Annotated in this window: 15 protein-coding genes; 6 read left to right on the top strand and 9 right to left on the bottom strand. The window is 62.6% G+C overall.

The features are described from left to right. Nucleotides 1–6 precede the first annotated feature (6 nt). Nucleotides 7–810, bottom strand: coding sequence for a 2,5-didehydrogluconate reductase DkgB (gene dkgB / locus POF45_RS06320; RefSeq protein WP_259495217.1), 804 nt, complete (start codon nt 808–810; stop codon nt 7–9). Nucleotides 811–1,033: 223 nt separating this feature from the next. Between dkgB and POF45_RS06315 the strand changes: the two genes are divergently transcribed. From POF45_RS06315 to POF45_RS06305, 3 genes are all read left to right on the top strand, one after another. Next, entirely contained in the window at nt 1,034–1,900 is an 867-nt protein-coding gene (locus POF45_RS06315; RefSeq protein WP_282315355.1) for a pirin family protein, read from the top strand. A 155-nt stretch (nt 1,901–2,055) separates the two neighbouring features. Next, the gene (locus tag POF45_RS06310; RefSeq protein WP_282315354.1) at nt 2,056–3,501 is read left to right on the top strand and encodes a mechanosensitive ion channel family protein; all 1,446 of its coding nucleotides are present in this window, start codon (nt 2,056–2,058) and stop codon (nt 3,499–3,501) included. 497 nt (nt 3,502–3,998) lie between these two features. Continuing rightward, the gene (locus tag POF45_RS06305) at nt 3,999–4,442 is read left to right on the top strand and encodes a carboxymuconolactone decarboxylase family protein (protein ID WP_259495213.1); all 444 of its coding nucleotides are present in this window, start codon (nt 3,999–4,001) and stop codon (nt 4,440–4,442) included. Here POF45_RS06305 and POF45_RS06300 read toward each other — a convergent pair. The 3 genes from POF45_RS06300 to POF45_RS06290 form a co-directional block, all read right to left on the bottom strand. Then, nucleotides 4,439–6,031: a DHA2 family efflux MFS transporter permease subunit gene (locus tag POF45_RS06300; protein ID WP_259495212.1), complete on the bottom strand. Its 1,593-nt coding sequence runs from the start codon at nt 6,029–6,031 to the stop codon at nt 4,439–4,441. The genes POF45_RS06305 and POF45_RS06300 overlap by 4 nt on opposite strands. Continuing rightward, nucleotides 6,028–7,146 carry an HlyD family secretion protein gene (locus POF45_RS06295; RefSeq protein ID WP_282315353.1) on the bottom strand — a complete coding sequence of 373 codons (1,119 nt, stop codon included), beginning with the start codon at nt 7,144–7,146 and terminating at the stop codon, nt 6,028–6,030. The genes POF45_RS06300 and POF45_RS06295 overlap by 4 nt, the downstream gene beginning before the upstream one ends. A gap of 96 nt (nt 7,147–7,242) precedes the next feature. Further along, on the bottom strand, nt 7,243–8,007 hold the full coding sequence (locus tag POF45_RS06290; RefSeq protein ID WP_282315352.1) for an AraC family transcriptional regulator: 765 nt from the start codon (nt 8,005–8,007) through the stop codon (nt 7,243–7,245). Between the two features lie 98 nt (nt 8,008–8,105). Between POF45_RS06290 and POF45_RS06285 the strand changes: the two genes are divergently transcribed. The 3 genes from POF45_RS06285 to POF45_RS06275 all read left to right on the top strand — a co-directional run bounded on the left by POF45_RS06285 (nt 8,106) and on the right by POF45_RS06275 (nt 15,680). Next, nucleotides 8,106–9,227, top strand: coding sequence for an MFS transporter (locus POF45_RS06285; protein ID WP_282315351.1), 1,122 nt, complete (start codon nt 8,106–8,108; stop codon nt 9,225–9,227). 120 nt (nt 9,228–9,347) lie between these two features. Beyond that, the gene (locus tag POF45_RS06280) at nt 9,348–11,075 is read left to right on the top strand and encodes a ShlB/FhaC/HecB family hemolysin secretion/activation protein (protein ID WP_282315350.1); all 1,728 of its coding nucleotides are present in this window, start codon (nt 9,348–9,350) and stop codon (nt 11,073–11,075) included. 93 nt (nt 11,076–11,168) lie between these two features. Then, nucleotides 11,169–15,680 (top strand): hemagglutinin repeat-containing protein, encoded by a 4,512-nt coding sequence (locus POF45_RS06275; protein ID WP_282315349.1) that lies wholly within the window; start codon nt 11,169–11,171, stop codon nt 15,678–15,680. Between the two features lie 893 nt (nt 15,681–16,573). Here the strand turns inward: POF45_RS06275 and POF45_RS06270 are convergent. The 5 genes from POF45_RS06270 to POF45_RS06250 form a co-directional block, all read right to left on the bottom strand. Next, the gene (locus POF45_RS06270; protein ID WP_259495204.1) at nt 16,574–18,022 is read right to left on the bottom strand and encodes an efflux transporter outer membrane subunit; all 1,449 of its coding nucleotides are present in this window, start codon (nt 18,020–18,022) and stop codon (nt 16,574–16,576) included. Continuing rightward, entirely contained in the window at nt 18,015–19,205 is a 1,191-nt protein-coding gene (locus tag POF45_RS06265; RefSeq protein WP_282315348.1) for an efflux RND transporter periplasmic adaptor subunit, read from the bottom strand. Before POF45_RS06265 ends, POF45_RS06270 begins: the two co-directional genes overlap by 8 nt. Nucleotide 19,206: 1 nt before the next feature. Then, on the bottom strand, nt 19,207–22,407 hold the full coding sequence (locus POF45_RS06260; protein WP_282315347.1) for an efflux RND transporter permease subunit: 3,201 nt from the start codon (nt 22,405–22,407) through the stop codon (nt 19,207–19,209). 458 nt (nt 22,408–22,865) lie between these two features. After that, entirely contained in the window at nt 22,866–24,290 is a 1,425-nt protein-coding gene (locus tag POF45_RS06255; RefSeq protein WP_282315346.1) for an efflux transporter outer membrane subunit, read from the bottom strand. Then, nucleotides 24,287–25,078 (bottom strand): helix-turn-helix transcriptional regulator, encoded by a 792-nt coding sequence (locus POF45_RS06250; RefSeq protein WP_259495199.1) that lies wholly within the window; start codon nt 25,076–25,078, stop codon nt 24,287–24,289. Before POF45_RS06250 ends, POF45_RS06255 begins: the two co-directional genes overlap by 4 nt. Nucleotides 25,079–25,246 lie beyond the last annotated feature (168 nt).

Raw genomic sequence — 25,246 nt, 5'->3', positions numbered from 1 at the left:
CGAGGCTCAATCCCAGTGCGGTGCGATGCCTTTGGGGCTGGTCAGGCGCTGGCCGCGATCAAGCCCGGCGATCAAGGCCATGTCGGCCTCGCTCAACGTCAGATTGCAGGCCAGCAGGTTGCTTTGCAGGTTGGCGCGGCGGGTCGAAGACGGGATGACCGCGTAACCCGACTGCATGGCCCAGGCCAGCGTGACTTGCGCAGGTGTCGCCTGAAGGCGCTCGGCAATCTGCCGGATCAGCGGGTCTTTGAGCACTTCGCCGTAGGCCAGGGTCATGTACGACGTTATCTGGATACCCTGGCTGCGAGCAAAGTCGGCCACCTTGCGGTTTTGCAGGTACGGGTGCAGTTCAATCTGGTGGGTGGCGATGTGTTCGGCACCAACGGCGGCAATCGCCTGTTTCATCAGGTCGATGGTGAAGTTCGACACCCCGATCTGCCGGGTCAGGCCCAGCTTCTTCGCTTCGAGCAGAGCGCCCATGAATTCTTCGACCGGCACCTGGTTTTCAGGCGACGGCCAGTGAATCAGTGTCAGGTCGAGGTAGTCGGTCTGCAGTTTTTGCAGGCTTTCCCTGAGGCTGTCGATCAGTCTGTCCTTGGCGAAATTGGCGACCCAGATCTTGCTGGTGATGAACAACTGGTCACGGGCGATGCCGCTGGCGGCGATGGCCTGGCCGACCTCGGCTTCGTTCTCGTAGATTTGCGCGGTGTCGATGACCCGGTAGCCCAGCTCAAGGCCGGTGCTCACCGAATCGATGACCACCTGGCCTTGCAGACGAAACGTACCAAGACCAAAAGCGGGAACAGACATGGTTGAATCCTTCGGTTGCAGTGGGAATGGGCACCAGTATCCGCGCCGGTTAGCGTGAGAAAAACCGCCTGTTGGGCAAAGCAGTGTTGACCGCAAGTCATGAATCGAAAGCGTGTTTATCGTTCTCCTGATAGAACGATCAAGCCGGTTTTTGCCGTCTAGTGCCGCAAAGCATTCAGTTTTAAGCTTAATGCATGCGTTACTCATCCGATTTGGAGGCAGAATGAAAAACATCATCGGCATCTACACCAGCCCACGACCGCATTGGGTCGGTGACGGTTTTCCGGTTCGCACGCTGTTTTCCTATGACAACCTGGGCAAGCACATCAGCCCGTTTCTGTTGCTGGACCATGCCGGCCCCGTCGAATTCACCCCGACCACAGAACGCCGTGGCGTCGGCCAGCACCCGCATCGCGGGTTTGAAACCGTGACCATCGTCTACGACGGCGAACTGGAGCACCGCGATTCCAGCGGCGGCGGTGGCAAGATCGGCCCTGGTGACGTGCAGTGGATGACGGCCGCCTCCGGGATCATCCATGAGGAGTTCCACTCCGAAGGCTTCGCCAAAAGCGGTGGCACCATGGAAATGGTGCAACTGTGGGTCAACTTGCCTGCCAGGGACAAAATGGCCGACGCCGGTTATCAGACGATCCTCGACAGCGACATCCCGAGCATCGCGCTCAAGGACGACGCTGGCAGCCTGCGCCTGATCGCCGGTGAGTTCGACGGCCACACAGGTCCGTCGCGCACGTTCACCCCGATCGATGTCTGGGACATTCGTCTCAATGGCGGCAAGTCGTTGACCCTGGACCTGCACGAAGGTCGCAACACGGCGCTGGTGGTCCTGCGTGGCACGGTGCAGGTCAATGGCCAGGAACTGGCGCAGCAGGGACAATTGGCGCTGTTCGAACGCGATGGTCGGCAGATCAGCCTGCAAGCGAACGATGACGCGCTGGTGTTGCTGCTCAGCGGCGAACCGATCGACGAGCCCATCGTCGGACATGGCCCGTTCGTGATGAACCGCGAGCAGGAAATTCACCAGGCCTTTGCCGACTATCAGTCGGGGCGGTTTGGGCGGATGGCCTCTTGAAATCAACCCACTGACCCTGTGGGAGCGAGCAGGCTCGCTCCCACATGGGTTTTGTGTGGGTTTGAAACGTGTGCCCTGCCTGCGTGAATCAAATCCTCCTACACTGTGCCCAATTCGTGCGATCTTTGCGTATTGGCCTTTGCTGGAGTTGTTTGATGCTGTCACTGCTCACCGATCATCCACTGTTGTGCGCGGTGGTTCTGGTTCTTGTCGACATCGGTTTGTGGCGTTTGATCAGTGCCAGCGGCAGCAACTGGAAACTGGCCGTGCGCCTGGTGATTTTCTCGCTGTTCAGCTTCCTGCTGTTCAACGAGGGCCTGAACCCGATGGAGCCCCCGCCCTGGACCGACAACGTGGCACTGCACCTGGCGGCCACCGGCTTGCAGATCGGCTGGTGGCTGTTCGGCGCACGCACGCTGACGGTGCTGCTCGGCGCGGTGATGATGCAACGGGTCGGCCACACCGGGCGTCTGTTGCAGGACATCATCGGGGCGGTGATTTTCCTGATCGCGATCATCGCCGCCATGGCCTACGTGCTGGACCTGCCGGTCAAAGGTGTGCTGGCGACGTCCGGCGCGGTGGCGATCATTGTCGGCCTGGCACTGCAAAGCACGCTCAGCGATGTGTTCTCCGGCATCGTGCTGAATGCCACCAAGCCTTATCAGATCGATGACTGGATCTCCATCGACGGCACCGAAGGCCGGGTCACCGACATCGACTGGCGCGCCACGCGCATGCAGACGTCCCAGGGCAGCATGGCGGTTATCCCCAATTCCCTCGCGGCCAAGGCCAAGATCATCAACTTCAGCCGGCCCAGCGACATTTTTGGTGTCTCCATCAGCCTGCAGTTGAGTCCCCATGCCCGACCGCATACGGTCATCGACGCGCTGGAACGAGCGATGCAGGGTTGTCGGTTCCTGTTGGCCAAGCCGGCACCGTGCGTGGCGCTGAAAAGCTCCAGCAGCAGTGGCGTGGAGTACGAAATCAGCGGTTTCGTGGTGTCCATGGATCAGAAGCGCATGGTGCGCAATCTGCTGTTCGACCTGGCTTATCGGCACTTGCAGGCGTCGGGCGTCAGCCTGTTGTCCAGCGTCGAGCCTAACGCGCCGGCCAGCCTGTCACGGCCCCGGGCGTTGCTGGACAGCTCGAGCATTTTCTCGACCCTGCGCCAGGAAGAGAAAGAAACGTTCAGCCAGAACATGAAACTGCAAACGTTCCGCGCCGGGGAAGTGATCCTGGCGAGCGGCGAAGTCAGCGATCACCTGTTCATCATCGAATCCGGTGTGGTCTCGGTGGCCTTGAGCCGCGCCGGGGTCAAGTTCGAAGCCGGGCGCATGGGGCCGGGCGAGGTGATCGGCGAGGCGGGGATTTTGTCCGATGAATCGGTCCCTGCCGAATTCACTGCCAAGACCTTCTGCGCGCTGTATCGCATCGAAAAGGAATACCTCAAGCCGTGCCTCGATGCCCGTCACGACATCAACGAAGCGATGAAAGCATTGCTTGAATTGCGTCTGCACACCGCCCAGACCCTGACCCAGGAAGCGCCCAAGACGATAGAGAAGAAAGGGTTCTTGCAATGGTTGCGCAGCCGCGGGCACTGATCGATCCGTGCTGTTGTGTCGCCTGTTCCGGCCTCTTCGCGAGCAGGGGAGATGTGAGCGCCATAGAACCATGTGGGAGCCGGGCTTGCCCGCGATGAGGCCAGACCAGTCACCCCAAACCCACCCCCGGCCCAATGTGGGAGTCGGGCTTGCCCGCGATGAGGCCAGCACAGACACCCCAAACCCCAGCCCACCCCCCAGCCCAATGTGGGAGCGAGCCTGCCCGCGATGAGGCCAGCACAGTCCCCCCAAACCCCAGCCCACCCCCGGCCCAATGTGGGAGTCGGGCTTGCCCGCGATGAGGCCAGCACAGTCCCCCCAAACCCCAGCCCACCCCCCAGCCCAATGTGGGAGAGAGCCTGCCCGCAATGAGGCCAGCACAGACACCACAACCCCAGGCCCCATTGGCCACCCCATCTTCCCCACAATTGGCTATTTTTACCGCCCCGGCACCGCGTTACCGTAGCTCCACATTCATATGTTCCCTGGAGCTCACCATGCAACCGCGTATCGATTTCTACACCGCATCCCCGGACGGCCTCAAAGCCATGCTCGGTCTGGAAAATGCCGTCTCCAAATTGCCACTGGAAAAGTCCCTGCTCGAACTGGTCAAACTGCGCGCCTCGCAGATCAACGGCTGTGCCTTCTGCCTCGATATGCACACCGCCGATGCCCGCAAGGGCGGTGAAACCGAACGTCGGCTGTACACCGTGTCGGCCTGGCGTGAAACGCCGTTCTTCACCCCCCGTGAGCGTGCGGCCCTGGCCTGGACCGAAGCCCTGACCCTGCTCAGTCAGACCCACGCCCCGGACGAGGACTACGCTCAGCTCAGCGCCGAATTCAGCCCCAAGGAAATGGTCGACCTGAGCGTGGCCATCGCCACCATCAACAGCTGGAATCGCCTGGCTGTGGGCTTTCGAAAAATGCCTGCCGCTGACTAATGCGCATCCGCTGACGGCGCCGCCGGTGGTTGCACCTTGCGCATCAACGGCACCATCAGCGTCGCGATGACAAAGCACACGCCAATCATCAAGAACGCATCGCCATAGGTTTGCGTTTGCGCTTCGCGGTACGTCAGCAGCCACAGTTGATGCAGGCTGGCGGTGACGCCTGCGTTATCGCTCTGGCCGAGGGCGGCAAAGTTGTTGCCGACCTCGGACAGCCACTGATTGAGCGCTTCATTGGTGCTGTTCAGATGCTCGGCCAACCGCGTGAAATGCAGGTTGGTGCGGTCGTTGAGGATGGTCGCACACGCGGCAATACCGATGGCGCCACCGAGGTTGCGCATCAGGTTGAACAGCCCCGAGGCGTGTTTGAGTCGCGCCGGCGCCAGGCCACCCAACGTCAGCGTCACCGCAGGGGGCACCGCCAGTTGTTGGGCAATCCCGCGCAGGGCTTGCGGCAGCATCAACTCCCTGGCCCCCCAATCATGGGTAATCGGGCTGAAATCCCACATCGACAAGGCGAACAACCCCAGGCCGGTCATCATGATCCAGCGCAGGTCGACGCGGTTGGCCAGAAAGGCGTACAGCGGAATCGCCATGATCTGGAACACCCCGGTGGAAAATACCGCCAGACCAATGTCCAGCGCGCTGTAGCCGCGTACCCGACCGAGAAACAGCGGCGTCAGGTAAATGGTCGCGAACAGGCCGATCCCGGTGACGAACGAAAAGAAGCAGCCAAGGGCGAAATTGCGGTCTTTCAGCGCCCGCAGATCCACAATCGGATTGGCCACCTGCAAGGTCCGGCCAATGAACGCCAGCCCGGCCAACCCGCTGATCCATGCCGTGGTCAATATCGTGCTGTCACTGAACCAGTTCCAGCGCGGGCCTTCTTCCAGCGTGTATTCCAGACAGCCAAGAAACAGCGCCAGGAACAGCATGCTCAGGTAGTCGGCACCCTTGAGCAGCGACAGCTCCGGCTGATCGATTTTCACCAGCATCGGCACCGCCACCGCGACGAAAATCCCCGGCACCAGGTTGATGTAGAACAGCCAGTGCCAGGACGACACGTCGGTGATGAACCCGCCGATCACCGGCCCCAACGTCGGCGCCAATGACGCCACGGCGCCGATGGTCGCGGCGGCGATCACCCGTTGCTTGCCGTTGAAGAAAAAGAACGCGGTAGTGAATACCAGCGGGATCATCGAACCGCCGAGAAAACCTTGCAGGGCACGGAAGGCGATCATGCTCTGGATGTTCCAGGCCACGCCACACAGCAGGCTGGCCAACGTGAAACCAATGGCCGAGGCGCAAAACAGCCAGCGGGTCGAGAACACCCGCGACAGCCAGCCGGACAACGGAATCACGATGATTTCGGCGATCAGGTAACTGGTCTGCACCCACGCCGTTTCGTCAGTGCCGGCCGAGAGCCCGCCGCCAATGTCTCGCAACGACGCCGAGACGATCTGGATGTCCAGCAACGCAATGAACATGCCCACGCACATGCTGGCGAAGGCGAACACCTTGGTCGCTGTCGCCAGGTCGGCGGCGTTGAACGGTTGCGCAGGAGCGGCGAGGGCGCGGCTCATGGCGCGCTAGCCATGGCAGATGTCTGCGGCTCGGCACGGGTGTCGACTTCAGCCGTCACCGACAGGCCGGGACGCAAATGACCAAGCACGCCGTCCGCCGGGTCCAGCATCACGCGCACCGGCACCCGCTGGACGATTTTGGTGAAGTTGCCGGTGGCGTTTTCCGGCGGCAACACGCTGAACTGCGCGCCCGTGGCCGGGGCGAGGCTGTCCAGATGACCATGAAACACCTGCCCTGAGAGCACGTCGGCACGGATGCTTACCCGCTGACCGGGGCTCATGCGCGCCAGTTGGTCTTCCTTGAAATTGGCATCGACCCACAACCCGCTGGCTGGCACCACCGACAGCAATTGCGCCCCGGCCTGAGCATAAGCGCCGACCCGCGCCCGGCGGTTGCCGATCACGCCGTCTACCGGGGCCCGCAGCTCGGTGTAGCCGAGGTTCAATTGCGCCAGATCCCGCTCGGCCTTGGCTTGCATCAATGCGGCACGGGCCTGCTGTTTCTGGGTCTCGATCACGTTCAGTTGTCGTTGCGTGGCCAGTAACTCGGCCTGCGCCCGGGCGCCGAGGGCCTGAGCGGTCTTGAACGTGGCGTCGGCCCGCTGCGCGCTTTCCACCGAGACCGCGTTGCTGCCCACCAGGCGTTTGTAGCGGGCGTTGTCATCGCGCGAGCGAGCGGTTTCCGCACCCGTGGCATCAATCCCGGCACGGGCCTGGCCGATCACTGCCTGTTGCAATTGTTCGGTGGCGTCGAGGTTGGCCAGCAGCGCTTCTTCGGCGGCCACCGCGCCTTCGGCCTTGGCCAGGTTGGCGCGATAATCCCGCGAATCGAGGCGAATCAACACGTCGCCAGCGCTGACTTTCTGGTTGTCGGTCACCAGCACTTCTTCGATGTAACCCGCGACTTTCGGTCCGATCACCGTCACGTCGCCGCCAATGTAGGCGTCGTCGGTTTCTTCGAGAAAGCGCCCGGTGTTCCACCAGTGGGCGGCATACACACCGAGAAACACCAGCGCGGCGATGGCCACGGTCAGCAGCAATAAACGCTTGAGCATGGGCTTGCGGGTGTTCACCGCAACAGCAAGGTCGGGTTCGAGGCTGGGCATGCTGGTCATGGCAAATACCTGTGGCGGGCCGTTGTTTATTACGATCGTAATATGACGTATGTAATGTTTACTGACAATTGATTTTTATTGCCGATCGTCAGTTGCTTACTTGAGCCAGGCGCCGGGGGTGATGCCGGTCATGTCCTTGAAGAACGCGATGAAGGCGCTGTCGCTGGCAAACCCCAGTTCGAAAGCGCAATAGCCGATGTTGCGGCCGATGGTGAGCAATTCCATGGCACGCATCAACCGCCACTGTTGGCGCCATTGCTGATAACTCATGCCGGTTTCACGCTGGAAAATCCGCCCGATGGTACGGCCACTGGCGCCGATCTGACGTTCCAGCACCTGAAGTTCCGGTGGCTGTTGTTCAGGCGTTGCCAGGAGCGGCGCCAGACGTTTGTCCCGGGGCAGGGGCAAGAGCATCGGTTGCTGCGCGGCGTCGGCAATTTCGCTCAGGCACAGGCCCAGCAGGTGTGCGTGTTTGCCTTGCTGCCAATCGGTATCGAAATCGGCAGCGGCCATCGGCTCCAGCACGGCGCGCAGCAATGGGCTGACTTCAATCACGCAGACCTGTTGCGGCAAGTCCGCACACAACGCCGGGGTCAGCCAGATCGAGCGGTAGTCCACGCTCTGCTGCATCACCGCACGATGGACCACACCCGGTGGAATCCACGCGGCGCGAGAGGGCGGCAGCAGGCACAACTGCTGCGCGAGGGTGATGCGTGTGCAGCCCTGACGGGCGAATAACAACTGCCCACGCGCATGCCGATGCAACCCGGAATCGTGATCGCCCAAGGTGGAGGCGATACCAATGACCGGCGCGCCATAGCGGTCGGGATCGAAAGAGTCGTGCGCGTCGAGCCAGGCCATGGGTTGTCCGATTTAAACGATTTATTGTCAGGATCTTGATAATACGTCAGTTGCAACTGAATAAGCTGCTCGCCAGTTTTCCTGGAAGAGATGTCGTGATGAATTCAAAACGCCTGTTGGCATTGGCCATCGCCTTGCTGATGTTCCCGCAGATCGCCCAAACCCTTTACAGCCCGGCGCTGGCGGATATCGGCCAGGCCTTTGCCGTTGGCCCGCAACAAGCGGCGCAAACCCTGTCGGTGTATTTCCTGGCCTTCGCCTTCGGCGTGGTGTTGTGGGGGCGGCTGTGTGACCGGATCGGGCGCAGGCCCTCGATGCTGGCCGGTCTGGCGCTATATGTCGGTGCCTCGGTGCTGGCGCTGCGGGTCAGCACATTCAACGGCCTGTTGCTGGCTCAGGCGCTGGCCGGATTGGCGGCCGCGGTGGGGTCGGTGGTGACGCAAACCCTGCTGCGTGATCGCTTCAAAGGCGCGGAACTGGCGCAGGTGTTTTCGGTGATGGGCATCGCACTGGCGGCCAGTCCGGCCATTGGCTTGTTCACCGGGGCGAGCCTGGTACACGCCTTCGGCTACCGCGCAGTGTTGGCGGGTTTGTTGCTGCTGGCCTTGGCGCTCTGGTTGTGGTGCCTGCGGAGCTTGCCTGAAACCCGCCCGCAACACCTGACAACGCCCGCGTTGTTCGCAACCCTGTGGCACATGCTGGGCGACCGCGATATCTGGCGTTCGACGCTGTTGGTCGCGTTGTTCAACATCGCCTTGTTCAGCTACTACAGCCTGGGCCCGTTCATGTTTGAACGGCTGGGATTGAGCGCATCGATGTTTGGCTACAGCGGTGTGGTGCTCGCGCTGGGCTCTGGCCTCGGCGCCTGGCTGAACAAACGTCTGTTGCGCCGGGGGTTCAGCGGGTCGCGGCTGATCCGCCTTGCGGCATTCATCGCACTGTCCGGGGGCATCGGCGTCTGGTTGATGCAAGGCAGCGGCTGGTTTGTGCTGGCGATGCTGTGGGTGGTGCTGGCATTTGGCATGGCGATCCCCAACGTCCTCGGTTCGGCGCTGGCGAACTACGGCGACCAGCTCGGCACGGCGGGTGCGTTGTTTGGTTTGTTCTACTACCTGTTGATCGGTGCGGGATTGATGTTGGCCGCATGGTCTCAGGCGCTAGGGGAAACCCTGATAGCCTGCGGTGCCTTGGCCCTGCTAGTGATTGGCAGACAAAGCTGAGCAATTGTTTAAGAAATGTAAGCGTTGTAGGACTCGTCTTGCATTTGCGTAGGAACACTCTGACTATCACGCAAATTGATGGAGTGGCATTACGCCAGTTGATGATTGCAAGGATGTTGAGTGCCGTATTCGTTCCGCGTTGTGCCTCGTCGTCGTTCCACGCCTTGCACGCTGTTGTCGGCCCTGCTGTTGAGCCTGAGTGTTTCATCGATTCATGCAGCAGAGCCCGCCGCCCCGGGTCAGGAAGTGCTGCGCCAGCAACAACAGCAACAGCGCGATCTGCAACAACTGCAACTGGAACAGCGGCGCCGGCAACTGGAACGCGGCAGTTTCGGCCCGGCGCCTGCGACACCGGTGCTACCCACGCAGGTGGCCCCGGATGAACGCTGCTGGCCCCTGAGCGGCACGCGCATCGGCGGCGTCACACTGATCGACAGCCAGACACTCAACGAGCGAATCAAACCGCTGCTGTCGTCATGCATGGGCGTGGGCCAGATCAACCATCTGCTGGCGACCATCACGGCGCTGTATGTGGATGCCGGTTATATCGCCAGCCGACCTTACCTCGTCAGCGCACCAGCGGCGGGGCAGTCGCTGGATATCAGGGTCGATGAAGGCTATGTCGAGTCCATCGAGCTGGCGGATCAGAGCCTGCCGGTGTCCCTCGGCGGCGCGTTCCCGGGCATGCTCGGCAAGCCGCTGAACCTGCGGGACCTGGAGCAGGGCCTGGACCAGTTGAACCGGCTGCGCTCCATCGACCTGACCGCCGACGTCGCCCCCGGCACCCAGCCCGGCGCCACGCGACTTATCCTGCGTTCGCGCACCAGCGGCCAGTCGCACTGGGCGTTGGGTCTTGGCATGGACAACCTCGGCAGCGCCAGCACCGGGCGTGATCGCGACACCGTCAGCCTGAGTCTGGACAGCCCGCTGCAACTCAACGACGCGCTCAATCTGAGTGCCAGCGACACCCTCAATCAGGGCGACCGCTACAGCCGTAACGCCAGCCTTTACTACGCGATTCCTTATGGCTACTGGACGTTCAGCACCTTCGCCAGCCATGCCGAATACCGTGCACCGTTGAAAATCAGCGCGGTGACGTTTCACAGCACCGGCATCACCGATCAGCTCAGTCTGAGGGCCGACCGCGTATTGTGGCGCGATCAGGGGCATCAACTCAGCGCCAATCTGCAACTGGCGCACAAGGACGTCGACAGCTATCTGGAGAACGTCCGTCTGGGCATTCAGAGCCCGACGCTCACCGTGGCCGAAGCGGGGCTGAATCTGTTCTGGCTCAACAGCGCGGTGTGGAACCTGGACATCAATTACGCCCAGGGCCTGCGCTGGCTTGGCGCCGACGACGATGCCAATCATCAGGTCAACAACCAGCCCAAGGCGCAGTTTCGCAAGTACCGCGCCGGCCTCAGCCAGTGGCGCAACGGCCAGTTCGCTCAGCAGGCGTGGCAGTGGCAGAGCCAGCTCAACCTGCAATACAGCCCCGATCCGCTGCCGGCCATTGAACAACTGCTGGGCACCGACGACTCCGCCGTGCGCGGCTACCGGGTCAACAGCGCCTCGGGCGCCAGCGGCGCGATCTGGCGCAACACCTTGCGCCTGCCATTGCGCAGCGGTTTGCCGGTGCAGATCACCCCGCGCCTGGGCCTCGACAACGGCTGGCTGAAAGCCGACCACGGCGCCCAGGGACAACGCCTGAACGGGGCCAGCGCCGGGGTCAACCTGAGCTGGAAAAACCTGCAAGTGGACGTTGATTACCAACGCAGCCTCACCACCCCCAGCGGCTTTCGGCACGAGCCTGAAACCTGGCTGATGCGCGTGGGGTTGCAGCTATGAACACCGCAGCAAACAGCCGTCGGATCTGTGCGCGACAGCCACGGCAACCTACCAACGCGCAACGTGATGCCGCACTTTAATTGAGAGGTTTTTATGCCTGTACAGACATTTGCGTTTCATCTTTCCCCTCGGGGCAAACTGCGCTGGGCGATTGCCAGCCTGTTTCTGGTTGTGCATCTGCCGAACGCGTTGGCCGGTGGTGTGGTGGTCGCACCCGGCCCTGGCGGCACCGCGCAATTGCAAACCCAGGGCGGCGTGCCCATCGTCAACATCGTGGCGCCGAACGGCTCCGGTCTGTCGCACAACCAGTTCCTGGATTACAACGTCGACCGTCAGGGCCTGGTGCTGAACAACGCCTTGCAGGCCGGGCAGTCGCAACTGGCCGGGCAACTGGCGGCCAACCCGCAGTTCCAGGGCCAGGCGGCGAGCGTGATCCTCAACGAAGTGATCAGCCGCAACGCCTCGACCCTCAACGGCGCCCAGGAAATTTTCGGTCGCGCCGCCGATTACGTGTTGGCCAACCCCAACGGTATCTCGGTCAATGGCGGCAGCTTCATCAATACGCCGAACGCCAACCTGGTGGTCGGTCGTCCTGAATTGAACGACGGCAAGCTGCAAGCCCTGAGCACCCGCGACGCCACGGGCGCCTTGCAGGTGCAGGGGCAGGGCCTGCAAAACCGCGAGGGCTCGATCAACCTGATCGCTCCGCGCATCGACACCCAGGGCCGCGTCGACGCCCGCGATCAACTCAACCTCACCGTCGGCCGCAACCAGGTGGACTACGCCAGCGGCCGGGTGAAAGCGGTCGACCCGGCGGGCAACACCACCGAGCAACGCATCGACGCCAGCCTGTTCGGCGCAATGCAGGCCGGGCGCATCAATATTGTCAGCACCGCCGAAGGCGCGGGCGTGCGGGTTGGCCCGGTGCAGGTGGCGGGCCGCGACGGCGTGCAGATTCGCTCGGCGGGCGACCTGAGCATCAGCGGTGAAGCCGTGCCCAACAGCCTCGACGTGCAGCGTGCCGGGGTACGCAGCAGTGCCGGCGATGTCGGTTTGCACAGCGGCAAGGACCTGACCCTGGCCGCCACCGACGTCAGCGGACGTGACGTCAAACTCGACGCCAAACGCAACCTGACCCTGAGCACCGTCCAAAGCCGCAAGCTTCAGGAGCAACGGGAAAACTGGAACAGCAGCACCCTGGGCATCACCTGGGAAACCTATGACCGGACCCAGACCGACAGCGACTCGCGGCAGCACGGCAGCCAAGTGCTGGCCAGCCGCGACGCCGAGCTGTCGTCCGGTGGCAATACCGAACTCAAGGCCGCCAAGCTCGAAGCGGCGAAGAACCTCAGTGTCAAAAGCGCCGGCGATTTACGTCTGACCGCCGCCACCGAAACCCATACGCAAACCGATCAAGGCAACCACCGCAAACACCTGTGGAAAGCCAATTGGGACACCCGCAGCGAAGAACAGCGCAGCGTCACCAGCCAGTTGAAAGGTGGCAACATCGCCCTGGCCACGGCGGCACTGTTGCATTCCGAAGGCGCCGAGTTGAGCAGCCAGGGCGACATCAATCTGGCCGGCAAGCAGGTGGACATCACCAGCGCCAGCCGCACCCAGCGCAAGAGCGACAACAGCTATTCGGGCGATCTGGTGGGCGGCGGTTTCTTCGGCAAGACCGGCGATGCCGATCAGGGCAAGACCCAGAACCAGGGCAGCAAGATCAACGCGACGGGCAAGCTGATCGTCAAGGCAGATGAGGTGCGCATCAGCGGCAGCCAGGTACGTGGCGGCACCGAGGCCAGTGTCATCAGCGACAAGGGTTCGCTGGTCATCGACGGCGTGCAAGACACCTCGCACAGCAACAGCCATGACAAGGACAGCAAGTTCTTCGGCATCACCAAGGACGAAACCCGGCAGAACGCCAAGGACAGCACCACTGTGCGCAGCGGGCTGACCTCCGACAGCAACCTCACGCTCAAAAGCGCCAAAGACCTCGACGTGGCGGGCTCCACGGTCAAGGCCGGTGGCGCGCTCGACGTTGCGGCGGCGGGGGACGTCAATGTGCACTCGGCGCGGGACACCCGCGACAGCAGCAACAGCCATGAAACCCGTGGCTTCGACGCGTACGCCAAAGAGAATGCGCCGGACGCCGGGCAGTACCGCGCCGGTATTCATTACCAAGACAAACAGCAGACCGTGACCCGCAACGACGTGCACCAGCAAGGCTCCAGCCTCAGCGGTGGCAGCGTACAGGTGCAGGCGGGCGGTGACTTGACGCTCAAGGGCGCCGACGTCAACGCCACTCACGGTGATACGACCCTGAGCGGAAAAAATGTCGCGCTGCTGGCCGAGCAGGACAGCCACAACACCTCGACCGATAAAGCCAGCACCAGCGGCGGTTTCTACTACACCGGCGGCCTCGATCGCGCGGGCAGCGGCGTGGATTTTGCGCACAGCACGTCCCGGGACACCACCGGGCAAACCACGGCGCAAACCACCCGCGTCAGCAGCAGTGGCAAGCTCAACATCAACGCCGACACACTCACCACCGAAGGCGCCCGGCTCAACGCCGGCACCGGCCTGAACGTGGCGGCGGGCGAGGTCGACAATCGCGCCGCCCGCAACACCGACAGCAGCACTCACACCGAGAGCAACTGGCAGGCGGACATCGGCGCCAACGTCGAATACAAAGACATTGCCCGTCCCGTCGCCACCGCTATCAAAGACGTGTTGGGCGGCAAGGTGCCGGACAAGGACGCACTGTCCAAACTGGGCCAGCCGAACGTCGGCCTCGATCTCGCCATCGGTCATCAGGACGCCAGCCACACCGAGCAAGCCGGCAGCGCCGTGGTCAGCCAGTTCAAGGGCGGCACCGTGGACGTCAACGTCGGCGGCACCTTGCAGGACCAGGGCACGCAGTACCAGGCGAGCGCCGGCAAGGTCACTGTCAACGCCGACAAGCTGGTCGCCAACGCGGCCAGCAACAGCCACAGCAGCACCGATCAGGCACTGGATGCCAAGTCCGGTGCGCGCGTCTACACCAAAACCGGCGAAGACGTGAACGTCGCCGGCAGCGGCGCGGGCGGTAGCAGCCAAAGCAGCAAGAACAGTGACACCGCTGTGGTCGGCAGTTATGCCGGCAGCAACGGGGTCAACCTCAACCTGCGCGGCGACGGCCAGTTCGAAGGCAGCCAGTTCAACGGCGGACAGGGCGGTGTGAGCATCAAGACCGGCGGCGATCTGGCGCTGAATCAGGCCAACGACCACCAGAGCAGCGACAGCGCCAGCCTGCGCGGCAATGGCTCGCTGAGCGTCGGCACCTTACCGGGCACCGACGGCACCAACGTCAACCTGGGCGCCGGGTTCCAGCTCGATCACAAAGACAGCCAGACCCGCGACAGCCAGGCGCATGTCGCCGGTATTCAGGGCCAAGGGCCGGTGCACCTGAGCAGCGGTGGCAACCAGACCCTGCAAGGGACAAAGATCGACAGCGTCGGCGGTATCGATTTGAAGGCCGACGGCAAGCTCGATCTGCAAGCCGCCAGCGACACCCACAGCGCCACTGGCAGCCATCTGGGTGGCGGGCTCAACGTCGGCGGCAGCAAAACCAGCACCGAGAAGAGCCTGGACAAGGGCGGTAACCTCAGCGCCAATTTCAACATCGGCGGGGTCAATGAAGACACCCGGACGCTGACTGGCGGCCAACTCAATGGCCTGGGCGGCATTGCGCTCAGCGGCGATGCCATCCATCTGCAAGGCACGCAGGTCAGCGCACCGAGCGTCAGTCTGGATGCGCAGGGCGGTGGCATCTCCCAGGAGTCAGCCCAGTCCGCGCAAAACCGCAGCAACTGGAACGTGGCGCTGAATGCCGGTGGCAACCTGAGCAACAGCACGCCGACGGCTGCCGGTGACAAGGACGCGGCGAAGAGCGATCACGGCTTCAATGCCGGGGCCAAGATCGGGGTCGATTACCTGCAAGGCACCACCCAGCAGAACAGCCAGGTCAAGGCTGACAGCGTGGTCATCAACAGTGTCGGTGACGTGCATCTGGCCGGCGCGCGGATCGATGCCAAAACCGTCAACGGCAAGGTGGGCGGCGACCTGACGGTGGAAAGCCGCCAGGACAGCCAGACGAATGCCAAGGTCGATGTCGACCTGGGCCTGACCGGCAAAAAAGCCGCGCCGGCCGATAAGGACAAAGTCGCCGACAACGCCAAACCGGGCGGCACCGATTACAAGCCGACCCTCAAGATTGACGGCGGGTATTCACACAAGGACAGCGTTGGCCAGGCTTCGGGTATCAGCGGCACGCAAGGGGTGAACCTCAAGGTGGACGGTTCAACCCAACTGACCGGTGCACGGATTTCTGCCACTGAGGGTCATGTGGACCTGGGCGGTTCCAAGGTCGGCACCCGCACGGTGAACAACCGTGATTACGGAGTGACTGCAGGACTGGACCTGCCGCAAAAACCGCAAGAGGAGGGCGCCAAACCCGCCGTTTCCGCTGCGGGAGAACACAGCGTCAAACTGGGGCCAGTGACCGTGGGCGGCCATTACGACAGCCAGGCGTTGCAGGCGGGGATTGATGAGAAAAATATCTAGGCCATGAATCTGTGGTGGCGCACACATCCTGTGCCCACCGCACCCCCCCCTGTGGGAGCGGGCTTGCCCGCGATGGCGGTAGACCAGTCACGGACGATGTTGACTGACCCACCGCTATCGCGGGCAAGCCCGCTCCCACATTTTTCTGTGTTCATACACGGACTTTGTGTTCGATGAAGACCCCCCCTGTGGGAGTGGGCTTGCCCGCGATGGCGGTAATCCAGTCACTGAGATGTTGGCTGACCCGGCGCTATCGCGGGCAAGCCCGCTCCCACATTTTTTTGTGGTTGTACGCAAATCTTGTGTTCGCCGAAGGATCCCCCTGTGGGAGCGGGCTTGCCCGCGATGGCGGTAGACCAGTCACGGACGATGTTGACTGATCCACCGCTATCGCGAGCAAGCCCGCTCCCACATTTTTTTGTGGTCATACCCGGACTTTGTGTTCGCTGAAGATCCCCCTGTGGGAGTGGGCTTGCCCGCGATGGCGGTATTCCAGTCACTAAGATGTTGGCTGACCCACCGCTATCGCGAGCAAGCTCGCTCCCACATTTTTTTTGTGGTCATACCCGGATTTTGTGTTCGCTGAAGACCCCCCTTGTGGGAGTGGGCTTGCCCGCGATGGCGGTTGTCCAGTCACTAAGATGTTGGCTGACCTGGCGCTATCGCGAGCAAGCCCGCTCCCACATTTTTTTGTGGTCATACCCGGACTTTGTGTTCGCTGAATATCCCCCCTGTGGCCGTATACAGACTTTGTGTTCGCTGAAGACCCCCCCCCTGTGGGAGCGGGCTTGCCCGCGATGGCGGTAATCCAGTCACTGATATGTTGACTGACCCACCGTCTTCGCGGGCAAGCCCGCTTGCACATTCAGATCTCTGTAGGCCGTTAATTGCGCTCACTCCTTGTGCGCTGAAATACTCGCCAATTCCTCGCTCGACCAGCCGCCACCCAACGCCTTGATCAACCCCACATTGGCGCTCAACTGGCGGGTCTGCAAATCCAGCACGCTGCTTTGCGCCTGCAACGCGGTGGTCTGTGCGGAGACGACATCCAGATACCCCACAGCCCCCTGACGATACTGGTCCAGCGCCAGGTTCTCCGATTGCTGCGCCGCATCCGCCGCGTCGCGTTGGTCCTTGAGGGCCGAGCCCAGCCCGGACACCAGCGACAGGTTGTCTTCGACCTGGGCGAATGCCGCCAGCACCACGCTGCGGTAGTGCGCGCCGGCCTCATCGGTGGCAGCCCTGGCCGCGTCCAGTTCGGCCTGGTGCGCGCCACCGTCGAACAGGGTGCCCACCAGGGACGGCCCGATCATCCAGAACAGGTTGGGCGCCGAGAGCAGTTTGGCGTACTCGGCGCTTTGGAAGCCGGCCTGGGCGCTCAAGGTCAGGCTGGGATAAAACGCTGCACGGGCCACGCCGATTTTTGCATTGGCTTCGGCGGTCCGGCGTTCGGCGGCGGCGATGTCGGGGCGCCGTTGCAACAAGGTCGATGGCAAGCCGACGGGCACCACGGGCAGGGTCACGACGCGGGTGCTTTGAGCGATAGTGAAGTCCGACGCCGAAGCACCCACCAGCGCCGCAATGGCGTGTTCCAGCAGGGCGCGCTGGGCGATGTTCTGCGTCAGTTGCGATCTGGCCGAAGACAGCTGCGTGCGAGCGCGAGCCACGTCCAGCCCCGAGACAATGCCGCCGTCATGCAGACCCTGAGTCAGGTTCAGCGCTTTCTCGAACGCTGCGCCAGTTGCCGTCAGCAACCGCGTCTGTTGATCAAGGCCCCGCAGACGAATATACGTGTCGGCCAGTTGCGTTTGCAGGCTCAGGCGCGCCGAGGCCAGATCGGCTTTCTGCGCCTGGGCTTCATCTTTGCCGGCGGCGACTGTATCGCGCACGCGGCCCCACAAATCCACCTCGTAGTCGATCTCGGCCCCGACGGTCACCGAGTTGTACACATCAGGCCCGCCGGAGCGCAGCGGCTTGTTGTCCGACTGGCGAATGCGTTGCGGCTCGGCATTGCCGGTGATGGTTGGAAACAGCCCCGACTCCACCTGCCTCACAAAGGCCTGGGCCTGGGCGTAATGCGCCAGCGCGGCGCTCAGGTCCGGGTTGTTGTGCAGCAATTGCTGTTGCAGCGCGTCGAGTTGTGGGTCGTTGTACATCTGCCACCAGCCATCGCGGCTCAACTGATCCGAAGGCTGCGCGGTGGTCCAGGGTGCGATGCTGCGGAACTGCCCGGCCACCGGTGTGGGCGGCACATGGTAGGCGGGCGCCAGCGAGCAGGCACTGAGCCCCAGCACCGCGCCCAGCAACCAGCCCGATGTGCACAACACCGTCCGCTCAGCCATTGCCTTTGGCCCCCTTGTCGGGCTGCACCACTTGCACGCTGTCATCGTCGGCGAGACCGTCTGGCGGGGTGTCGATCACCCGGTCACTGGCCAACAGCCCCGAGCCGACTTCCACCGAATCACCCAGTTCGCGGGCGATGGTGATGGTTTTGAAGCGTACCTTGTCGTTCGAATCCAGCGTTGCCACCCGCAGACCGTGTTCGTCATAGATCAGCGCGCTGGCCGGCAGACGCAGGGCCTTGACCTGCACCGGCAGCTTGAATTCGACATTGGTGAAACCGCCCGGTATCAGACGTCCACCGGGATTATCGACCAGCAATTGAACCAGCGTGGTGCCCGAGGTGGCGTTGACCGAATCGGCAGTGGCGATGACCCGGGCGGGAAACTGTTCCTTCTGGTATTCGGGCACCGTCAGGCTGGCGATGGTGCCGGCCCGCACCAGCGGCGAAAAAGTCTGCGGCACCTGCACGTAAACCCGCAGACGGCTGACGTCCGACACGACGAACAACTCCGGGCCATTCGCGCCACTGCCGGCATTGATCAACGCCCCGACATCGGTTTCGCGCGCCGTTACCACGCCGTCGAATGGCGCGACCAGACGCTGGAAGCCCTTGGTCGCCACCAGCCGGTCGACATTGGCTTTCGCCGCCATGACCTGCGCCTGTTTGGCGCTCAAGTCACCGGTGCGCTGATCGACGTCCTGGCGCGACACCGAGTCGGAGGCCAGCATCGCCTGCCAGCGTTTCGCCGTGGTGGCCGCCAGCGACTCGTTGGCCTGGGCGGTGGCCAGGTCGGCGCGGGCCTGAAGCAGTTGCTGGTCGAGTTCAGGGGCGTCGATTTCGGCGAGCAGTTGCCCGGCCTTGACCGGGGCGCCGATGTCGAATTTCCACGACTTCAGATAACCGCTGACACGGGCGAAGATCGAGGCTCTGGAAAACGCCTCCAGCCGCCCCGGCAAATTCAGCACCGGACCTTGCGGGGCGACGCTTGGGGAGATCAGCACGACGTTGGGCAGCGCCTGTTTGTCGGTCCAGTCCTTGAGGGTGCGCGACTCGCTGACGCGCCAGATGACGCAGGCGACAACGATCAGCAACAGAACCAGCACCGTCAGTGCGATGCGCCACAGGCTGTGCTTGCGACGCTGGGGAGGCGTGTTGTTCGGTGCAACGGTGTCGTTGGACATGTCAGGCCCCCTCTGGGGTAGCAGAGGCCGCGTCAGTGGCCGGGGCAGGCTCGCTGTCGTCACGGGCGTGGACAATGCTGAAAATGATCGGCACCAGGAACAGTGTGGCCACCGTGGCGAAGGACAACCCGCCAATCACCGCCCGCCCCAGGGGTGCATTCTGCTCGCCACCTTCGCCCAGGCTCAGGGCCATCGGCGTCATGCCGATGATCATGGCCAGGGCGGTCATCAGCACCGGGCGGAACCGGGTGAAACCGGCCTCCAGCGCCGAGGCGATGGAGTCGCCGTGGGCGTCCAGACGTTCACGGCAGAAACTGACCACCAGAATCGCGTTGGCGGTCGCCACGCCGATGCACATGATCGCGCCGGTCAACGCCGGCACCGACAACGGCGTATGGGTGAGGAACAGCATCCAGACAATACCCGCCAACGCCGCCGGCAACGCCATGAGAATGACGAACGGATCGAGCCAGGACTGGAAGTTGACCACGATCACCAGGTAGATCAGCACCACGGCGCCGAGCAGGCCGTACAGCATGCCGTTGAACGCGCTGTTCATGGTTTGCACCTGGCCTTGCAGCGCCACTTTCGAGCCCTTGGGCACGTCCTTGGCATGGGAGTTGATGATGTTCTGGATGTCCGCTGCCACGGCGCCGAGATCGCGGTCCTGGGTCGAGGCGTAAATCTCCACCACCGGCTGCAGCTCCGACTGGCTGAACACCGAGTGGCTGTTGGTGCGCTCAAGCGTCGCCAGGCCGCCGAGAATCTGTTCGTCATTGCCGGCGCCGGTCGGGCTGAGCGGCAAGTTGTTCAGGGCTGACAGTGAGTCGAGGTTGTATTGCGGCGTCTGCATCACGATCGGGTAGGAGATGCCATTGGCATTGTTCAGCCAGTAAGTCGGCGCCACCTGGCTGGAGCCCGCGAGGTTGACCACCAGGCTGTTGGTGACATCGCGCTCGGTGATGCCGACCAGTTGCGCCCGCGTGCGGTCGACGTTGACCTTGAACGTCGGCAATTGCTGCGATTGCTGGATCCGCGCATCGGCGACCCCCGGCACCCGGCGAATCTCGCGCAGCAGGGTGTTGGCATAGGTGAAGTTGGCGGCCTGGTTGTTCCCCTGGATTTGCAGGTCAATCGGAGCGGAGGCGCCGAAATTCAGAATCTGCCCGACGATGTCTGCCGGCGGAAAGGAAAACACCAGGCTGGGGAATTGCCGGGACAGTTGTTCGCGCATTTGCCGCATGTACTCGGCGCTGGGGCGATGGCCGTCATTGAGTTTGATGTGGATGTCACTGTCCTGTGAGCCGACGGTCCCGGTGTTGTTGTAGGTGATGTTGATACCGCTGATCGACAGGCCGATGTTGTCGACCACCGAACCGAGGTCCGCTGGCGGGATGATGCGCCGGATCGAGTCTTCAACCTTGAAGATGTATTCGGCGGTCTTCTCCACCCGTGTCCCGACCGGCGCCCTTACGTGCAACAGGATCTGCCCGGCATCGACCGCCGGGAAAAAGTTGCGCCCCAGAAAAGGCACGAGGATGAAGGACGCAAGCACAAAGCCGAAAAAGCACACCACGAAAATCCCCCGGTGATGCAGGGTCGTTTCCAGCAGCGCGTGATAGCGGTCGCGTGCGGCTTCGAAACGCTTTTCGAAGCCACGCTGAAAGCGCACCAGCGGATTGCCCGAGCGCTTGTTGTGCTCTGCTTCTTCATCCTTGGTGTGTGGCTTGAGCAGGTAGTTGGCCATGGTCGGCACCAGCGTTCGCGACAGCAGGAACGAGGCGATCATGGCGAACACCACGGCCTCGGCCATGGGCACGAACAGATACCGGGCGATGCCTTCGAGGAAGAACATCGGCACGAACACGATGCAAATGCACAGCAGCGAGACAAAGGCCGGGGTGACGATCTGCGCGGCGCCATCGAGGATCGCGGTCTTCACCTCTTTGCCCTGTTCCAGGTGCCAGTTGATGTTCTCGATGGTGACGGTCGCCTCGTCCACCAGAATCCCCACCGCCAGCGCCAGGCCACCGAGGGTCATGATATTCAGGGTTTCACCCATGGCGGCGAGGGTGGCAATGGAGGCCAGAATCGACAGCGGGATTGACACGGCAATGATCACCGTCGAGCGCCAGCTGCCCAGGAACAACAGGATCATCAGGCTGGTCAGCGCCGCGGCGATGATCCCTTCCTTGGCCACGCTGCTGATCGCCGCCCGGACGAACACCGACTGGTCTTCAATGAGTTCGATTTTCAGGTTGTCGGGCAGGGCGGCCTTGGACTCGTCCAGTTTGTCCCGGATGCCGGTGATGACGCCCAGTGTCGAGGCCGAGCCGGTCTTGAGGATGGTCAGCAGCAGCGAGCGGGCGCCATTGACGTGCACGATGTTGGTTTGCGGCGGGTTGCCGTCGCGCACCGTCGCCACATCACGCATCAGCACCGTGGTGCCATTGGCGGTCTTGATCGGCAGGTCTTCCAGGTCCTTGAAGTCCGACGGCGCGTTGTTCAGCAGCAGCGGGTATTCGTAGTCGCCGATTTTTTCGGTGCCGATCGGGGTGATCAGGTTTTGAGTGGCCAGCGCATTGGCCACGTCCTGCCCCGAGAGCCCACGGGCCTGCAACGCGGCTGAATCGAGATCGATCTGGATCTGCCGGCTCTTGCCGCCGAACGGATACGGGATGGCCGCCCCGGCGACGGTCGTCAGCATCAGTCGCACGGTGTTGAGCCCGATGTCGCCCAGTTGCTGTTCGCTCAAGCCCTTGCCGGACAGCGCCAGCTGAATGATCGGCACGGTTGAAGCGCTGTAGTTGAGGATCAACGGCGGGGTAGTGGCGGGTGGCAGCTGGCGCAGAATCGCTTGCGACACCGAGGTCACTTGCGCGTTGGCGTTGGTGATATTGACGTTGGGCTGGAAGAAGATTTTCACGATCCCGTAGCCGTTCAACGACTGCGCCTCGATGTGCCGTATGTCGTTGACGGTGGTGGTCAGCACCCGCTGGAACGGCGAGGTGATCCGCCCGGCCATCTGGTCCGGTGACAGGCCGGTGAACTGCCAGATGACGGCAATCACCGGAATGCGGATCTCGGGAAAGATGTCGGTGGGCGTGCGCAATGCCGCCAACGGCCCGGCGATCAGGATCAGGATCGCCAGCACGACAAAGGTATACGGTTTTCCCAACGCGATACGTACAAGTGCATGCATTGCGATTATCCGGGCTGCGGACCGGACAGCGACACGAGCGACGGCCTGGACGCGACCGCTGGATCGACTGCCTGTCCATGGAAACGTGAGTGAGCCCGGTTGGCGACTGGATACGAAACACGATGGCCGCACGAGTGCGTGCGCAAGGGCGCATCATGGCGTCAGTGCCGCGGCTCTGCTCAACGCAGAATAGACCCCCACGGCCTGCGCAATGCGCAAAGCGACCAAAAACTGCATGAATATTTAGTCAGCTTGCTAATTATTCAGGACGCCTGAGCCGGCGTTGCCATGAAATGACTTCGGGCTCCGGCACATCCTGTGGCGAGGGAGCTTGCTCCCGCTGGGCGGCGAAGCGGCCCTGGACCCATGCGCGCGGTGTATCAGGCAAACCTGGCCCGGCGGCTTACGACTGCTGCGCAGCCGAGCGGGAGCAAGCTCCCTCGGCACAGGAACCGTGTTTATTTTTGGCTGATCGACATGGGTGTCGGCTGCGCCTCCCAGGCCCCACCCAGCGCCGTGTACAGATTCACCTCGGCGATCAACTGCGCCAGCCGATCAGTGATCAGCCCTTGTTGCGCACCATACAGCGAGCGTTGTGCGTCGAGAAACACCAGGTGGCTGTCGACGCCGATGCGATAACGGTGTTCGGCCAGGGTGTAGTAGTCCTGGCTGGCCTGGACAAAGGCGCGCTGGGCGGCGAGCTGATCGTTATAGGTCTGGCGTGCCGCCAGGCCGTCAGCCACTTCCTGAAACGCGGCCTGAATCGACTTTTCGTATTGGGCGACAGTGATGTCCTTCTGCAACTTTGCGTAATCCAGGCTGGCTCGCAGGCTGCCGGCATTGAAGATCGGCAGGTTGATTTGTGGCTGGAAGGTCCAGGTCCCGGAACCGCCCTTGAACAGCCCGGACATCTGCAGGCTGGTGGTGCCGGCGTTGGCGGTCAGGGTGATACTGGGGAAAAAAGCCGCCCGGGCCGCGCCGATGTTGGCGTTGGCCGCCTGCAGCTTGTATTCGGCCTGGACGATGTCCGGGCGCCGTTGCAGCAATTGCGACGGCAACCCGGCCGGCACCCGCGCCACCAGATCGCTGGCCAACGGTCGTCCGGGCAATGAATCGTCAACCGGGGCACCCACCAGCAGCGTCAGGGCGTTGACGTCCCGGGCAACCTGGCGGGTGTAGCGCGCGAGGCTGGCACGGGTGCTGTCGACGCTGGTCTGCGCCTGGATCGAGTCCAGCGCCGAGACCTTGCCGGTGGTGCTGGTGCGCAGGGTCAGGCGCAGGCTTTCTTCGTCGGCGGCGAGGGTCTGGCGGGTCAGCTCCAGCAGTTCCTGGTCAGCACGCCAGGTCAGGTACGCGTTGGCGACGTTGGCCACCAGGCTGATCTCGGCACTGCGCCGGGCTTCTTCGGTTGCCAGGTAGTTGAGCATCGCCTGATCCGTGAGGCTGCGCACGCGACCGAAAAAATCCAGCTCATAAGCGCTGATGCCCAGAGTCGCCGAATAAGAGGCATTGATCCGCGCCTTGCTCGGCCCGATACCGGGTATGCGCTGACGCGAGCCGGTGCCGTTGGCGGATACGGCAGGGAACAGGTCGGCGCGCTGAATGCGGTATTGCGCCTGGAACGCTTGCACGTTCAAGGCCGCCACGCGCAGGTCGCGGTTGTTCATCAGGGCGCCGTTAATCAACTGCTGCAACGCCGGGTCATGGAACAGTGTCTGCCAGCCGGCCGGCATCGGTGTTGTTGGAGCCACCGCCGCGCCATAGGCTGGCCCTTGTGGATACTGCGCAGCCGTCGGTGACGGCGGCTGTCGGTAATCCGGTATCAGCGAGCAACCTCCCAGTAACAACGCCGCGCTCAGTATCGCGATTGACCGCTCACTCATGCCCCGGCCATCCACTTGGCCAGTCCGTGCCGGCCGCTGACCCCAAGCTTGGCCGCGGCGCGTTTGAGGTAAGTTTCGATGGAGCTGTTTTTCACGCTGAGCTTGTCCGCCATTTCCGGCACGGTGCCGCCGGACAGCAACCCCAGACACACTTCTTTTTCCCGGGCCGACAAGGCGATGTCGTCGCGCGCCAGTCGTTCATGGAACTCGCGCTGCAAGGGCGTCTGCTCACCGGCGATAGCAGTGCCCGGATTGTGCGGCTGGGTGTGACGGCAGATCCGGGCGTGGCACTCGATCAATGGCAGCAGGGTTTGCGACAGGCTTTTGAGAAACGACAGTTCGGACAGGGAAAACACCCGTTGCGTGTGTGCCCGGTAGAACGAGATGACGCAGCGGCGATTGGACTTGCGTGACACCAGATTGCACTGATGCGAAGTGCAGCGTGCGTCGGGGCTTTTGCTTTGGGCGTTCATCTGGATCAGCAGCGAGTCATCCATTTCAATGATGTTCTTGAACAGTGGATGGTCGTCCTGGCGGTGTGACAGTTCGGTAAAGCAGATGTCAGCCCACAGGCCGGCGCTGCCCAGATGCTTGATGTCGAGGATGCTGGCCTGGCGCTCGTCGAGGGTCCATTCGGTCAACTCCACCCGATTGATCGGCACCAGTTTGTCCACCAGATGCAGCATGTTCTCGGCAAATCGGTCATGGCCTGCGTTAGCAATCAGTTCCCCCAGTTCGAAGTAAAAATGTGGACTTTCCACGTTTTGGATGCTGCTGGTCAGACCCATATCCTGATCATCCTTGATGGAGAGAATTGCCCGTTTAAGTCCCGATGAAGTCAGCTCTCCTTGAACATGATTCAGTGCCCGAGACTCATTTAATCCCACGGATTTGCTCTGCGTCTGTAACGGAAAGCGGGGACACAAAGTGCCATGAAAACCACGCGATAAATCTGA

Source organism: Pseudomonas fungipugnans, assembly GCF_029955235.1.
Lineage (GTDB): Bacteria > Pseudomonadota > Gammaproteobacteria > Pseudomonadales > Pseudomonadaceae > Aquipseudomonas > Aquipseudomonas fungipugnans.
This window is presented reverse-complemented; position numbering and strand designations above follow the sequence as displayed.